This is a genomic window from Streptomyces sp. NPDC088246 (assembly GCF_044741025.1).
Lineage (GTDB): Bacteria > Actinomycetota > Actinomycetes > Streptomycetales > Streptomycetaceae > Streptomyces.
Genome location: NZ_JBIURV010000004.1, coordinates 217,796 through 232,312, shown reverse-complemented (window position 1 = coordinate 232,312; position 14,517 = coordinate 217,796). Strand labels below are relative to the sequence as shown.

At 70.2% G+C, this 14,517-nt stretch carries 17 protein-coding genes; 10 read left to right on the top strand and 7 right to left on the bottom strand.

Annotated elements, in window-relative coordinates; genetic code table 11:
• Positions 1–5: 5 nt before the first annotated feature.
• The 8 genes from ACIPEK_RS08645 to ACIPEK_RS08610 all read left to right on the top strand — a co-directional run bounded on the left by ACIPEK_RS08645 (position 6) and on the right by ACIPEK_RS08610 (position 7,370).
• Entirely contained in the window at positions 6–1,457 is a 1,452-nt protein-coding gene (locus tag ACIPEK_RS08645; protein WP_401992416.1) for a sensor histidine kinase, read from the top strand.
• A complete protein-coding gene (locus ACIPEK_RS08640) occupies positions 1,454–1,900 on the top strand; it encodes a roadblock/LC7 domain-containing protein (RefSeq protein WP_401992413.1) in 447 nt (148 codons plus the stop codon). The genes ACIPEK_RS08645 and ACIPEK_RS08640 overlap by 4 nt, the downstream gene beginning before the upstream one ends.
• Complete coding sequence (locus ACIPEK_RS08635) at positions 1,897–2,259, top strand: DUF742 domain-containing protein (RefSeq protein WP_383070488.1); 363 nt, start codon at positions 1,897–1,899, stop codon at positions 2,257–2,259. The genes ACIPEK_RS08640 and ACIPEK_RS08635 overlap by 4 nt, the downstream gene beginning before the upstream one ends.
• Complete coding sequence (locus ACIPEK_RS08630; protein WP_383070490.1) at positions 2,240–2,890, top strand: ATP/GTP-binding protein; 651 nt, start codon at positions 2,240–2,242, stop codon at positions 2,888–2,890. Before ACIPEK_RS08635 ends, ACIPEK_RS08630 begins: the two co-directional genes overlap by 20 nt.
• The gene (locus ACIPEK_RS08625) at positions 2,887–4,179 is read left to right on the top strand and encodes a cytochrome P450 (protein ID WP_401992408.1); all 1,293 of its coding nucleotides are present in this window, start codon (positions 2,887–2,889) and stop codon (positions 4,177–4,179) included. Before ACIPEK_RS08630 ends, ACIPEK_RS08625 begins: the two co-directional genes overlap by 4 nt.
• Complete coding sequence (locus ACIPEK_RS08620) at positions 4,176–5,384, top strand: cytochrome P450 (protein WP_401992405.1); 1,209 nt, start codon at positions 4,176–4,178, stop codon at positions 5,382–5,384. The genes ACIPEK_RS08625 and ACIPEK_RS08620 overlap by 4 nt, the downstream gene beginning before the upstream one ends.
• A 93-nt stretch (positions 5,385–5,477) precedes the next feature.
• Positions 5,478–6,596 (top strand): phosphoserine transaminase, encoded by a 1,119-nt coding sequence (gene serC, locus ACIPEK_RS08615; protein WP_383070496.1) that lies wholly within the window; start codon positions 5,478–5,480, stop codon positions 6,594–6,596.
• 162 nt (positions 6,597–6,758) lie between these two features.
• On the top strand, positions 6,759–7,370 hold the full coding sequence (locus ACIPEK_RS08610) for a Uma2 family endonuclease (RefSeq protein ID WP_401992402.1): 612 nt from the start codon (positions 6,759–6,761) through the stop codon (positions 7,368–7,370).
• Here ACIPEK_RS08610 and ACIPEK_RS08605 read toward each other — a convergent pair whose 3' ends face one another.
• The 4 genes from ACIPEK_RS08605 to ACIPEK_RS08590 form a co-directional block, all read right to left on the bottom strand.
• Positions 7,371–7,778: a DUF4259 domain-containing protein gene (locus ACIPEK_RS08605; RefSeq protein ID WP_401992399.1), complete on the bottom strand. Its 408-nt coding sequence runs from the start codon at positions 7,776–7,778 to the stop codon at positions 7,371–7,373.
• 81 nt (positions 7,779–7,859) lie between these two features.
• The gene (locus tag ACIPEK_RS08600; RefSeq protein WP_401992396.1) at positions 7,860–8,378 is read right to left on the bottom strand and encodes a GNAT family N-acetyltransferase; all 519 of its coding nucleotides are present in this window, start codon (positions 8,376–8,378) and stop codon (positions 7,860–7,862) included.
• Positions 8,379–8,414: 36 nt separating this feature from the next.
• Positions 8,415–9,242 (bottom strand): ABC transporter permease, encoded by an 828-nt coding sequence (locus ACIPEK_RS08595; protein WP_401992393.1) that lies wholly within the window; start codon positions 9,240–9,242, stop codon positions 8,415–8,417.
• Positions 9,239–10,216 (bottom strand): ATP-binding cassette domain-containing protein, encoded by a 978-nt coding sequence (locus tag ACIPEK_RS08590; protein WP_401992390.1) that lies wholly within the window; start codon positions 10,214–10,216, stop codon positions 9,239–9,241. Before ACIPEK_RS08590 ends, ACIPEK_RS08595 begins: the two co-directional genes overlap by 4 nt.
• A 94-nt stretch (positions 10,217–10,310) precedes the next feature.
• Between ACIPEK_RS08590 and ACIPEK_RS08585 the strand changes: the two genes are divergently transcribed.
• Positions 10,311–11,105, top strand: a complete 795-nt coding sequence (locus ACIPEK_RS08585; protein WP_401992387.1) for a TetR/AcrR family transcriptional regulator — start codon at positions 10,311–10,313, stop codon at positions 11,103–11,105.
• 41 nt (positions 11,106–11,146) lie between these two features.
• On the opposite strand, the gene ACIPEK_RS08580 is transcribed toward ACIPEK_RS08585, so the two are convergent.
• Entirely contained in the window at positions 11,147–12,136 is a 990-nt protein-coding gene (locus ACIPEK_RS08580; protein WP_401992384.1) for a WD40 repeat domain-containing protein, read from the bottom strand.
• A 58-nt stretch (positions 12,137–12,194) separates the two neighbouring features.
• Here ACIPEK_RS08580 and ACIPEK_RS08575 point away from each other — a divergent pair, with 58 nt between their 5' ends.
• On the top strand, positions 12,195–12,881 hold the full coding sequence (locus ACIPEK_RS08575) for a GDSL-type esterase/lipase family protein (protein ID WP_401992381.1): 687 nt from the start codon (positions 12,195–12,197) through the stop codon (positions 12,879–12,881).
• A gap of 167 nt (positions 12,882–13,048) precedes the next feature.
• Here ACIPEK_RS08575 and ACIPEK_RS08570 read toward each other — a convergent pair whose 3' ends face one another.
• Together ACIPEK_RS08570 and ACIPEK_RS08565 are read right to left on the bottom strand one after the other, a co-directional pair.
• Complete coding sequence (locus tag ACIPEK_RS08570) at positions 13,049–13,675, bottom strand: helix-turn-helix domain-containing protein (RefSeq protein WP_401992378.1); 627 nt, start codon at positions 13,673–13,675, stop codon at positions 13,049–13,051.
• Positions 13,676–13,710: 35 nt separating this feature from the next.
• A complete protein-coding gene (locus tag ACIPEK_RS08565) occupies positions 13,711–14,349 on the bottom strand; it encodes a TetR/AcrR family transcriptional regulator (protein ID WP_383070518.1) in 639 nt (212 codons plus the stop codon).
• Positions 14,350–14,517 lie beyond the last annotated feature (168 nt).

Genomic DNA, 14,517 nt, shown 5'->3' with positions numbered 1-14,517 from the left:
TGCACTTGAGCCCCTCATCCCGGCCGACCGCACTGGCCCTGCTGATCTCACTGGCCGTCACCGGATCCCTGTGCCTGTGGGCGGTCGTCGCCGCCCCCGACTCGGTACGGACCACGCTGGCCTGGGGGGCGGGCGCCTCCGCCGCACTGCTGTCCGCCGCCGTGGCCACCGCCGTCCATGCCCGCGCCACCGCGAACCGGTTGCGCGCCCGTCTCGCGACGGAGACCCAGCGGTTCACGGGCGAGATCAGCCGGCTCGTCTCCGCCTCCGCGGTCGAGGGCCAGCGGTTCACCGCCGAGACCGCCCGGATCAAGGCCGCCGCCGAGGCCGAGACCGCGAGGATCGCCTCGCAGGCCGCCGCCGATACCGAACGGCTCACCGCCGATGTCCAGCGGCTCGGCGCCCGCGCGGCCCGCAGCGACACCGAGCGTTCCGCCGCGGTCGCCGCCTGCGCCAACGCCGCGGGCCGGATGCAGGCCCTGGCCACCAGCATGCTCGCCGACCTGCGCGAGATGGAGCACCGGCACGCCGCCGAGGACGTGCTCGGCGATCTGCTCCATCTGGACCACCGCACCGCCCAGGCGGGCCGGCTCGCCGACTCCATCGCCGTACTGACCGGCGCCCGCTCCGGACGGCGCTGGGCGAAGCCGATCGTGATGGAGTCGATCCTGCGCGGCGCGATGGGCCGCATCAGCGGCTATCAGCGGGTACGTCTCCACTCGACCAGCGATGTCGCGGTCGCCGGCCACGCCGCCGAGGGCGTCATGCACGCCCTCGCCGAACTCCTCGACAACGCCGCCAACTTCTCGCCGCCCACGGCGGAGGTCCATGTGTACGTCGAGGATGTGCCGGCCGGCATCGTCCTGACCGTCGAGGACAGCGGCCTGGTCATGAGCGATGTGCAGCTGCGCCGCGCCGAGCGCGCGGTGTCGGCCACCGACCAGGACCTGACGAGTCTTTCCGGCACCCGGCTCGGCCTCGCCGTCGTCGGCCGGCTGGCCCGTAAGCACGGTCTGACCGTGTCGTTCCGGCCGTCCGCGCGCGGTGGCACGGGCGCCCTGTTGATGCTTCCGCAGGAGCTCCTCACCCGGGCCCCGGTCCCGGTCCTTGAGCCGACGCCCCGGCCGGCATTCGAGCCGACGTCCGAGTCGAGGCCCGAACCGGAACCCACGCACGAAACGGCTGCCCCGACGGGGGCGGAAGCCGGCCCCGCCTCCTCGGACTCCCCCGCGTCCGAGACCACCGGCCACCTCCCCCGGTTCGGCGAGAGCGGGCTCCCCAAGCGCCCCCGCGGCCGCACCCTCGCCGCCGCCGAGGCCCGTACCAACGCCAACGGTGCCACCGAAACCCCCCGGCCCCGCACCGCCGACCCCAAGGAACAGGCAGCCCGCTTCAGCAGCTTCCGCCAGGCTGTTCGGGCCAACTCCCCGCACCCGGAAGAAGGCAACACCCGATGACCGCGACCACCGACGAGAAGCTCAACTGGCTGCTGGAGGGGCTCCTGGAGCGCACCCCCGGCGCCCGCCACGCCCTTGTCCTGTCCAGGGACGGACTCAAGCTGTGCCGTACTCCCGAGCTCTCCGTCGACCAGGCCGACCAATTGGCCGCGATCTCGGCCGGTATCCAGAGCCTGTCGCACGGCGCGTCCGTCGAGTTCGGTGACGGCACCGGCGGTGTACGGTCCGCGATGGCCGAGTTCTACGGCGGTGTGCTGTTCATAGTCGAGGCGGGTGCGGGCGCCCATCTCGCGGTCGTCGCCTCGGAGGACGCCGACGTCGGCCTCATCGGCCACAACATGAGCGAACTCGTCGAGCAGCTCGGCGAGCACCTGAGCGCCCCGCCGCGTTCCCCCTCGGCCTCCGAGGCCGCCGCGGTCGTCGACGCGACAGCGGACGTATGACCCGCCCCCGTCCCGGCCGGGACGACGCCCCGGACCGGCTGTACACCCTCACCGGGGGCCGCAGCCGGTCCGATTCGGACGCTTTCGACCTGGTGACGCTGGTCGTCTCCGAGTGCGAGCCGACCCCCGGCATGCAGTCGGAGCACGTCACGATCCTGCGGATGTGCACGCGGCCCACCGCGGTCGTGGAGATCGCGGCGAGCCTCGGCCTGCCTGTCAGCATCGTCCGGATCATGCTGTCCGATCTGCTGGACACCGGCCGGATCAGCGCCCGTCACCCCCGTACCGCCCGTGTCGCGGACCGGCTCCCCGACCCCGACATCCTGGAACAGGTGCTCGTTGGACTCCGCAACCTCTGACCGTGCCGCCCTGCAGGCGACGGCCGACAACGGACTGAAGATCGTCGTCGTCGGCGGCTTCGGTGTCGGCAAGACCACCATGGTCCGATCCGTCAGCGAGATCCGTCCGCTGAACACGGAAGAGACCATGACCAGCGCGGGCGAGGCCGTCGACCATCTCGACGGCGTGCAGTCGAAGACGTCCACGACCGTCGCCTTCGACTTCGGCCGGATCTCGCTCGACGAACGCTCGGTGCTGTACCTCTTCGGCGCCCCCGGTCAGGAACGGTTCTGGTTCCTGTGGGACCGGCTGTTCTCGGGCACGCTCGGCGCCGTCGTCCTCGTCGACACCCGCAGGCTCGCCGACTCCTGGTACGCGATCGACCGCCTGGAGCACCACGGCACGCCGTTCATCGTGGCGTGCAACGACTTCGGCGGCCCGCTCCACACCGAACAGCAGATACGGGAGGCGCTCGACCTCTCGGACGACGTACCCCTGGTGGAGTGCGACGCCCGGGACCGTTCGTCCAGCAAGTACGTACTGATCACGCTGGTCGAGTACCTGCATGCCCTGTCTCAGGGCAATGCCTCCGCCACGTCCGCCGACCGTCCGGAGATCGCGCCGGAGAAGACCCCGGAGCCCACCTCGTGACCCAGCCCCCGGCGCCGGCCTCCGGCTGCCCCGTGTCCCAGGGCCGCGCGCCGCTCTCCGGCCCCCGGTTCCAGACCGAACCGACCCGGCTGTACCGGGAGATGCGCCGCGACCACGGGGCCGTGGCGCCCGTCGTTCTCGACGGCGACATCCCCGCCTGGCTCGTGCTCGGCTACCGCGAACTGCACCAGCTGACCAGCGACCCGGTGCTCTTCAGCCGCGACTCCGACCTGTGGAACCAGTGGGACCGCATCCCCGACGACTGGCCGCTGCTGCCGATGATCGGCCGCAAGCAGCCGTCGATCCTCTACACGGTCGGCCCGCGCCACACCGAGCGCGCCGGAATGATCAGCAATGCGCTGGAGGCCGTCGACCCGTTCGCGCTGAAGCGGTACGCGGAGGAGTTCGCCGACGGTCTCGTCGACCGGTTCTGCTCCACGGGCGGGACCGAGATCATCGCCGAGTACGCGATGCTGCTCCCCGCCCTCGTACTGGCGAAGATCTACGGCTTCAGCGACACCATCGGCCACGCACTGGTCGGCTCGCTCAACGACATGATCGACGGCCGGGAGCGTGCGCTGGCCGGTCAGCAGCACCTCGCCTCGTCCATGTTCCAGCTGCTGGCCGACAAGCACGCCGAGCCCGGCGACGACGTCGCCTCGCGGATGCTCGCCGACCGCGGCGGCTTCACCGACGAGGAGGTCGCGCAGGACCTGATGGTCATGATGGCCGCGGGCCACCAGCCGACCGCCGACTGGATCGGCAACTCGCTGCGGCTGATGCTCACCGACGACCGGTTCGCCGCCTCCCTCTCGGGCGGCAGGCACAGTGTCGCCGAGGCCATGAACGAGGTGCTCTGGGAGGACACCCCGACGCAGAACGTCGCGGGCCGCTGGGCCTCGCGCGACACCCATCTCGGCGGGCGCCACATCCGGGCGGGCGACCTGCTGCTGCTGGGCATCGCCGCCGCCAACTCGGACCCGCAGGTCCGCACCGACGGTTCCGCGCTGACCGGCGGCAACAACGCGTTCCTCTCCTTCGGCCACGGCGAGCACCGCTGCCCGTTCCCGGCCCAGGAGACCGCCGAGGTCATCGCCCGTACCGGCATCGAGGTGCTGCTGGACCGGCTCCCGGACATCGACCTCGCCGTCCCCGCCGAACAGCTCACCCGGCGCCCGTCCCCGTGGCTGCGGGGCCTGACGGACCTGCCGGTGACCTTCACACCCACCCCTGCCATCGCAACCCCCGTCGGAACCACCGTCGGAATCGCCATCGGAGGCCAGAGATGACCCGGATCGCCCTCGACCCCTTCGTCGCCGATCTCGACGGCGAGAGTGCCCGGCTGCGGGCGGCGGGCCCACTCGCCGAGGTGGAACTGCCGGGCGGAGTGCACTGCTACGCGGTCACCCACCACGCCGAGGCGCGGCAGCTGCTCACCGACAGCCGGATCGTGAAGGACATCAACGTCTGGGGCGCCTGGCAGCGCGGCGAGATACCGATGGACTGGCCGCTGATCGGCCTCGCCAACCCGGGCCGCTCCATGCTCACGGTCGACGGCGCGGACCACCGCCGACTGCGCACCCTGGTCGCGCAGGCGCTGACCGTGAAGCGGGTGGAGCGGCTGCGGGCCGGCATCGAGGCGCTGACCACGGCGAGCCTGGACCGGCTGGCCGCACTGCCCAGGGGCGGAAAGGTCGACCTGAAGGCGGAGTTCGCGTACCCGCTGCCGATGAACGTGATCAGCGAGCTGATGGGCGTGGACAGCGCGGACCACCCGCGGCTGAAGGAGCTGTTCGAGAAGTTCTTCTCCACGCAGACGCCGCCCCAGGAGGTCCCGCAGATGATGGCGGACCTCGGCGCGCTCTTCACGAAGATCGTCGACTCCAAGCGGGAGAATCCGGGCGACGACCTCACCAGCGCCCTGATTGCGGCCTCCGAGGACGGTGACCACCTCACCGACGAGGAGATCGTCAACACCCTCCAGCTGATCATCGCGGCCGGTCACGAGACCACGATCAGCCTGATCGTGAACGCGGTCGTCGCGCTCCAGACGCACCCCGAGCAGCGCAAGCAGGTGCTGAACGGTCAGGTGCCGTGGGAGAACGTGATCGAGGAGACCCTGCGCTGGAACACCCCCACGTCCCATGTCCTGATCCGGTTCGCCACGGAGGACGTCGAGGTGGGCGACAAGGTCCTGCCGAAGGGCGAGGCGCTGATCGTCTCCTTCGGTGCGCTGGGCCGCGACGAGGCGCAGCACGGGCCGACGGCCGGTGACTTCGACATCACCCGCTCCCCCAACCGCCACATCGCGTTCGGCCACGGCCCGCACGTCTGTCCGGGTGCGGCACTGTCCCGGCTGGAGGCGGGGGTGGCGCTGCCCGCGCTGTACGAGCGGTTCCCGGATCTGGAGCTCGCCGTCCCGGCGTCCGAGCTGCGGAACAAGCCGATCGTCACTCAGAACGACCTGTACGACCTGCCGGTCGAGCTGGGCTGATCCGCCGTTCGATGTGGTCCACGAGCCGGAGCGGGTGTCTCATCCGACGGACACGGTCCTCGACCGTGTCCGTGAGGTACTACGCTCCGGTTCGTGGCCGATATCCAGATTCCCGCTGACATCAAGCCCGCCGACGGACGTTTCGGCGCCGGTCCTTCCAAGGTGCGGACGGAGGCGCTCGACGCGCTGGCCGCCACCGGTACGTCTCTTCTCGGTACGTCCCACCGCCAGGCCCCGGTCAAGAACCTGGTCGGCGCGGTGCGTCAGGGCGTGCGCGACCTCTTCTCCCTCCCCGAGGGCTACGAGGTGATCCTGGGCAACGGCGGCTCCACCGCCTTCTGGGACATCGCGACGCACGGCCTGATCGAGACGAAGTCCCAGCACCTCAACTTCGGCGAGTTCTCGTCGAAGTTCGCGAAGGCCGCCAAGCTCGCCCCGTGGCTCGCCGACCCGAGCGTCATCGCCTCCGACCCCGGCACCCACCCGGACCCGCAGGCCGAGGCGGGCGTCGACGTCTACGCGTTCACGCACAACGAGACGTCGACCGGTGTCGCCATGCCGGTCAAGCGCGTCGCGGGCGCCGACGAGGGCTCCCTGGTCCTGGTGGACGCCACCTCCGGTGCGGGCGGCCTGCCGGTCGACATCACCGAGTCGGACGTCTACTACTTCGCCCCGCAGAAGTCGTTCGCCTCCGACGGCGGCCTCTGGATCGGCGTGTTCTCCCCGGCGGCCCTGGAGCGCGCCGCGCGCATCCACGCGTCGGGCCGGCACATCCCGGAGTTCTTCTCGCTGCCGACGGCGATCGACAACTCCCTCAAGAACCAGACGTACAACACCCCGGCCCTGGCCACGCTCTTCCTCCTCAACGAGCAGCTGAAGTGGATGAACACCCAGGGCGGCCTGGACTTCACGGTCCGCCGCACGGCCACCTCGGCACGGAACCTGTACGGCTGGGCGGAGGAGTCCAAGTACGCGACCCCGTTCGTCACCGACCCGGCGAAGCGCTCGCAGGTCATCGGCACGATCGACTTCGCGGACGAGATCGACGCCTCCGCCGTCGCCAAGGTGCTGCGCGCCAACGGCATCGTCGACACCGAGCCGTACCGCAAGCTGGGCCGCAACCAGCTGCGCGTGGCGATGTTCCCGGCGATCGACCCGTCGGACATCCAGGCGCTGACGGCCTGCATCGACTACGTGATCGAGAAGCTGTAACGAGGACGCACACACGAGAAGGGCCCCGCACCGGCGCGCGGGGCCCTTCTCGTTCACTCGACCGGGTGGCGGAACGGCTTCCGGGCAATTGCGGTCGGACCGCCCTACGATGATGGCCTCGACATCGCCCCTTCTCGACATCACCCCCTCAGGAGGCCCGCAATGTCTGCAGCAGCAGTCGAGCACCCCTGTGACGGTGAGCCGGAATCGCTGCTCGAAACGGCCAACAGCCTCATGGAGCAGCATCCGGGTTACCGCGTCGAGATCATCGGAGGCGTCATCACCGTGGCCCCATCCCCGGATGCCACGCACGCCCGAGTGCTGACCAAGACCATGCGCCCCTTCATCACGGCCGGTCTCGACGACGGCGAGGCGGAGGTGCTGCAAGGCATCGGCCTGTGGCTCCCAGGCGGCCCCGAGGACTACGCCATCCCCGACCTGGCCGTCGTCGACGCCGATCTCGACGACCATCTCGTCGAGAACAACTGCTACGACCCCGCCGTCTTCCGCCTCGTCCTGGAAGTCACCTCCAGCAACTACAACAACGACCTGCGCAACAAGGTCGTCGCCTACGCCGAGGCCAAGATCCCGGTGTACGTGATCGTCGACCGCAAGCACGGCCGGGTGCATGTCCTGACCGACCCCATGGGCGGCGGTTACGACAGTCACGAGGTGTACGCCCCCGGGCAGACGGTCACGCTGCCCGATGCGATCGGCGCCCCGGTGACTCTCGACGTCGCCGAGCTCATCCGGGCCGGCCGCCCCCGGGCCTGATCAGCTGGCCGCCGCCACCAGCACCTCCCGGAGCCGGGCTATGCCCTGCGCCCACTCCTCGTCCCCCGCGTCGTCCCACAGCTCGCGCAGCTCCGATGATTCGCCCAGCACACGGTCGAGGGCCTTCACCGCAAGGGGGCGCAGGTCCGCCGGGAGCACGGGCAGCGGCTTGTCGGGGCCGTACGAGGTCGTTACGGCCTCCCCGCCCGGGCACTGGGAGCCGACCAGCGCGGCCGCCGCGACCGCGACCGCCCCCTCGTCGCTGTCCAGGTAGTCCGTCGTCGCGATCACGAGGTTCAGGGCGTTACGGATCACCGCTGCCCGCTCGGCCTCGGGAGCGTCGTCCAGGTCTCCCGAGAAGTCCGCAGCGGTGTCGTTGTCGAAATGACCGGTGTCCCAGGTGCCCATGAGGTCCCCTCCGCAAGTGGCGTCCGCCGGTGCTCTCCACCGACGGATGTCATCCTCGCAACCACCACTGACAACGGCGTGTCAGAGCTCTTCTGCGTCTCGCTGCCAGCGCCGTTCACCGTCGCACCACCTCTCCGTCGGCACCAGCCCCGCCGCGGCGGCCACGGCGGCGGACGCGTCATGGTCCGGATGGATATGGGCGACGACGGTACGCACCACCCCCACCCCCGTCAGATGGGCAACCAGCCCCACCGCAGCCTCTTTCGCAAACCCCCTCCCCTGCCACCGCGTCCCCACCACCCAGGCGATCTCCGCCTCCGCGTCCTGCGCGTTCACCGTCGCCTGTACGTAACCGGCCAGGCGGCCCTCGTCCCGTACCCGCAGTACCCAGTTCCACCAGCCCGTCCCCGGGTCCGGCGAACCGGCGGACTGGCGTGCGTAGCGGGCCCGCAGCTCGTCGGCGGTCTCCGGGGCGCCTCCGGTGTAGGTGTGCAGGGCCGGATCGTCCAGCACCGCCGCCATCTCGTCCGCGTACGCGACCCGCAGCGGCAGCGCGTCCAGCCGGGCGGTGGCGAAGGGCTCGGGTCCATGGTTGATCACACCGCCCGACCCTATGTGCGCCGGTCGCCCGACGACTCAGCGGCTCAGTCGCTGGAACCGCCGCACCGCCAGCGGCAGGAACACCGCGGTCAGTGCCAGCGGCCAGACCACCGCCATCAGAAGGGCGTGTTCCTCGACCCAGGTGCCGCCGCTCGCCACCGGGTTGCCGAAGAGTTCGCGGGTCGCCGTGACCGTGGACGAGATCGGGTTCCAGGCGGCTACGGTGCCCAGCCATCCCAGCATCAGGGAGGGCGCGACCAGGGCGCTGGAGATCATCGTGACCGGGAACGCGATCGCGTACAGACCGCCCGCCGCCTCCGCGTTCGGGACCAGGAGTCCCAGCCAGACCCCGACCCAGATCAGGCTGAACCGGAGCAGCAGAAGCAGTCCGAACGCACCGACGGCGGCGGCCGGGTCGCCGTCCGCGCGCCAGCCGATCGCGAGGGCCGTCGCCGCGAGGATCGTCAGCTCGGCGCCCGCAACCAGCAGATCGGCGAGGCCGCGTCCGCCGGAGACCGCGGACGGTGCCATCGGCATGGAGCGGAACCGGTCGACGACGCCCTTGCCGACGTCGGTCACCATGGCCATCGCGGTGTTCATGAAGCCCATGGCCATGGTCGTCGCGAACATGCCCGGCATCAGAAACTCCCGGTAGTCGCCGCCTCCGGGCACCTTCATGGCGCTGCCGAAGACATACCCGTACAGCAGCACGGAGAGGATCGGGAAGCCCAACTGCCAGATGATGGCCGCTGGTTGGCGCCGGTAGTGGGTGAGGCTGCGCCGGGTGACGTTCCAGCTGTCGGCGAGCACCCAGTGGAGTCGGCCGCGTGCGGGGCCGGCCGTGTGCGGTTCGACGGTGGTCACACCGTCACCTCCTCATCGAGCGTTTCCGTACGGTGTCCGGTCAGGCTGAGGAACACGTCGTCGAGGCTCGGTCTGCGCAGCCCGATGTCCTCGACCCCGATGCGTTCGTCCTGGAGGGTGCGCGCGACCTCGGTGAGCGCGGCGACCCGGTCGGCGACCTGGGTGTGGACGCGGCGGGCCACCTCGTCGGAGACGACAGGGCCGGCGCCGGCGACCCGTTCCACGGCCTTGACGACCGCGGGCAGGTCGGCCGTCTCGCCCGCGACGACCTCGATGCGGTCGCCCCCCACCCGGTTTTTCAGCCCGTCCGGGGTGTCGTCGGCGATGGCCCGGCCCCGGTCGATGACGGTGATGCGCGAGGCGATCCGGTCGGCTTCCTCCAGATACTGGGTGGTGAGCAGCACCGTCGTACCGTCCGCCACCAACGTCCTTACGCTGTCCCAGACTTCACCCCGCCCACGTGGATCGAGCCCTGTCGTCGGCTCGTCCAGGAACAGCACCTGGGGCGCGAGGATCACCGATGCCGCCAGGTCGAGGCGGCGCCGCATGCCGCCGCTGTATCCCTTGACCCCCCTGTCGGCGGCGTCGCACAGGTCGAACTGTTCCAGCAGTTCCGCGGCCCGCCGCCGGGCACGCGCGGCGCCCAGATGGAAGAGGCGCCCGAACATCTCCAGGTTCTGCCGTCCGGTCAGGATCTCGTCGACGGCGGCGTACTGCCCGGTGAGCCCGATCCTTGTGCGTACGCGACGGGGTTCGCGCGCCACGTCCAGCCCGGCGACCTCGGCCCGCCCGCTGTCGAACCGCAGCAGCGTCGCCAGGGCGCGTACGGCGGTGGTCTTGCTGGCCCCGTTGGGCCCGAGCAGCCCGTGCACGATGCCGGGCCGGACGGCCAGATCGAACCCGTCGAGAGCTCTCTTCTCCCCGTACCGCTTCATGACCCCTTCGGCAAGTACGGCATATCCGCTCGTGCCCATGGCAGAGCCCCCTTCATCCCAATGAACTGAGTACACTGTACCCACATAAGAGTACAGCGTACCCAATTCTTGTCCAGAGGCTTACGCTGAGCCCATGACGAAGAGCGATTCAGTGGGTGGGACAGACGGAACGACGACTGGCAGCGGCGATATCGCGCGCAGCCTGGAACTCCTCTGGGGCACCGGCGACCGCCCCAGCCGCGGCCCCAAACCGGCTCTCACGCTCGGCCGGATCGTCACCACCGCCGTGACGATCGCCGATACGGAGGGCCTGGCCGCCCTCTCGATGCGCCGGCTCTCCACCGATCTGGGCACCGGCACGATGTCGCTCTACCGGTACGTCCCCGGCAAGGCCGAACTGCTCGACCTGATGCTCGACCACGTCCTGGGCGAACCCCTGGACGCCACCCCGGCCGACGGACCGGCCAACGGACCGGCGGACTGGCGCGCCGCCCTCGACGCCATGGCCCGCACCTACCTGGAGCAGCTGAGCCGCCACCCCTGGCTCCTCAAGATCAACCAGGCGCGTACGGTCCTCGGCCCCAGCGCCCTCCGGGGTCTCGAACGGGCCCTCGCCGGTATCAGGGGCATGGGTCTGACCGACCCGGAGCTGATCTCGACGATCATTACGGTCAACAGCTTCGTGGAGGGCATCGCCCGCACCCGGCTCCAGGCCACCGAGGCCGTGCAGCAGACCGGGTTGAGCAATGACGCCTTCTGGGAGGACCAGCGCCCTTATCTGGAGCGGGCCATGAGGAGCGGCGACTATCCGCTGATGGCGGCGCTCTCCGAGGACGCGTTCAGCTACGGCATCGACCACTTCGCGTTCGGCCTGCAACGGCTGATCGACGGCTTCGAAGTGCTCGTCGAGCGGCGCGCCAAGGGGTGACGCGGAGCCGGGGCCGTGCACCGGTGGAAGCCGGCCGACGGTCAGCCGCGGTTACGACGCCGGTTCGTGAAGACGAGTGCGCCCACGGCGGCGAGCACCAATACCCCGACCAGAGTGCTGCCCTTCATCTCGCCGCTCCCGTCACCGGCGGAGGACGATGCACCACCGCCATCCTTCGATGGCGACTTGCTGTCACCGCCGCCGCTGCCGCCGGCGATGTCCACCCGCACCACATCGCTCTGCTCCCCCTCCGTGCCGAACATCAGCGCCGAGCCGTCCGCCGTGTACGTCACCGACTCGGCCTGCCGCTGCAGCGGTGCCTGGACCGCGTGGTCGGTGCCGAGCCTGCCGTCCTTGAAGGCGTAGCCACGGGCGCTGAAGTACGAGCGCAGCACCAGCTCCTTGCCGTCCGGCGAGAACGCCCCGTCCGTCACCCACGGCACCTCACCCACCCGTCGGAAGACATTGGTGGCGCCGGTGGTGAGCTCGGCCGGGCCCTCGTACAGTCCGCCGCCGTCCTCGTTCTTCGACGCGATGTAGACGCGCCCGGTCGTGGGGTGGACCATCAGCGCCTCGGCGTTGCGCGGTCCGTCCGCGTACTTCACATCGAACTGTGTGGCGCGGACCGTCGCGTCCTTCAGCTCCTTCGGCTCCGGCAAGCGGTAGATCCAGACGTGGTCCCAGCTGCCGTTCAGGTTGTCGCCGATGTCACCGACGTACAGATTGCCGTCGGGTCCGAGCGAGATGGCCTCCACATCGCGCGGCTGCCCCACCCCCCGCAGGGTGATCGTCGCGACGGTCTTCCCGGTGCGGGAGTCGACGGCGTAGATGTACGGGCCGTCGTCGCTGTCGTTGTGCGTCCAGTAGATGCCGGGGTGGGCGCGGCTGGCGGCGAGGCCGCTGGACTCGGTGATCCGGGGGTCTTCGATCGTGAAGCTCCGATCGGCTCCGCCCCCGGCCGCGACGGCGGGAGCCGCCCCGGCGAGGAGGAGCAGCGCGGCGGCTCCGGACACAGTCAGGTACGAACGCATGACACAAGTGTCCATCCTCACGTCGCAGGTCGGATGAATGATCCGCGATGATGACGCCATGCGTTTCACGTTTGTCGGCGATTCCATGTCGATCGGCCGCGCCGGCGACTTCACCTGGCGCTACCGGATGTGGCAGCACCTCGCTTCCACTTTCGGTGCCCCGTTCGCAATCGTCGGCCCGCGCAGCGAGCTGTACGACACCGGGACGAACACCCCTGTCTCGCACGAGTACGGCGCACCGGACTTTCCCACCGAGGCCCGCACCCATCTGGCCGGCTGGGGTGAGGGCTGGCTGCACATGGCCCCGGCTATCGCCGACACGGTCACCGAGCACCGCACGGACATCCTGCTCGTCTCGCTCGGCCTGATAGACCTCGGGTTCTATACGGACAGCGGTCAGACCGCCCTGAACGCAAGGGCGTTCATCACGGCGGCCCGCACCGCGAACCCGCACGTCAAGATGGTGCTCCTGCCCGTGATACCGAACATACGGGCCGAGTCGGACGCCCCGTTCGCCGCCGAGTGCGACCGTTTCAACGAGCTCCTGGCGAAGGCCGTCGCCGACCTCGACCACCCGATGTCCCCGATCCTGCTGGCCTCCCGCCCGCCGGGGTACGACATCCACAAGGACACGTACGACGGAACGCATCCCGGCCCCACCGGCGAACACAAGCTGGCGGCCGCGTTCGCCGACGCGATGCACCAGGCGTGGGGCCTGGGCGGCCCGTACGCAGCCCGCCCGTAGCCGGCATCCGTAGTCGGCACTCGCAGCCGGCCGCGAACAGCCCGGACCGCCCGGTGTCGGTCCTGGTCTGCAACGACATGGGGCACCTGCCCGACGAGCTGCGCTGGACGGGCTTCCCGCCCGGCCCCCGCCTCTGAGAACCCGCCCGTCACCGGGTTCCCGGCATCTCAGCGCTCCGACCCCGTGGGCCGGGCCCTCACATGCATCCGCTCCCCCTGCTGCCCGAACAGGCTGAGGAATTCGACCGGATCGGGTCCGGCACTGGCCCACGCATGCGGCGTACGCGTGTCGAACTCTGCGACCTCGCCGGCCGTGAGCACCAGATCGTGCTCGCCCAGCACCAGCCGTAGCCGCCCCGCGAGTACGTACACCCACTCGTACCCCTCGTGCACCCGCTGCTCCAGCGGACCCGTCGCCCCGCGACCGCCGGGCAGGATCTGCTTGTACGCGTGCAGCCCGCCGAGGTGCCGGGTGAGCGGCACGAAGGTCATGCCGTCCCGGGTGAAGGGGCGGAAATGGATACGTGGATCGCCGGTGGCGGGTGCGCCGACGAGCTCGTCGAGCTGCACCCCGTACGCCTTGGCAAGTGGCAGCAGCAGTTCGAGCGTGGGTTTGCGGCCGCCCGATTCCAGACGCGAGAGGGTGCTGAGGGAGATCCCGGTCGTCTCGCTGAGCTGCGCCAGGGTCGTGCCGCGTTCCTGGCGCAGGGCGCGCAGCCGCGGCCCGACGCCTGTCAGGACGGTCGAGATCTCGTCGTCCGTACGCTCTGCGCGCTCTCCGCCTTGTTCATCCATCTCCCCATTATTTGCCGACCCGGCAACGGGGTGTGTCAGGACGGCAGGATCATGGCCAGTGAGAGACGGGTCAGCTCATCGGTCAGCCACTCGGCGTCGACCTGCCTGGGGCGGCGGCCGTGATGGGCCATGAGTTCGTCCACCGAGTGGTTCAGCACAGTGACGGTCACGGTGTGGTCGCTCGCCACCGCCTCGCCCCGCCGCACGGCACGCTCGGCCTCGGAGGTCAGGAAGTCGATCCACATCGCCCGCCATGTCGCGAGGTGCTTGTCCACCTCCCGGCTCACCCCCAGCACCTCGACGAACGCCACCCGGGCCGCGCGCGGGTCCTCGGTGACCGCCTTCACATAGGCGTCGAAGAGCAGCCGGACCCGTTCCGCCGTCGGGCAGTCCTCCATGCCCTCGGCCATCAGGGCGTTCTCGGCGGAGCGCAGCCCGTAGGTCGCCACCTCGTCGTAGATCGCCATCAGGAGCACCTCCCGCGAGACGAACTCCTGCTGGAAGATGTGGACGGGCACCTTCGCCTGCTCGCACAGAGCCTCGACGCTCGTGTGCGCGTACCCGTACGCGGCGAACAACTGGCGTCCGGCCCACAGGAGCCGGTCCCGTGCCCCCGGACCCTCCACGGCCTGTCCGACCGCCCTGTTCCGCTGGTTCGCCACGACACCCACCATTGGTCCTCCTTCGTCGTCCGTACCGCTTCCCCCACTCTCCACGCTCTGCCCCGCCGGTGGTGTCACCGCCACGCGCTCGGGCACGCGTAGGGCGGCGCTTCGTTCAAGTCCGATTGCCCATCGAATCGTTGCTGCTACCGTCTGAATTTTGGATCTACGGAGGCCGGT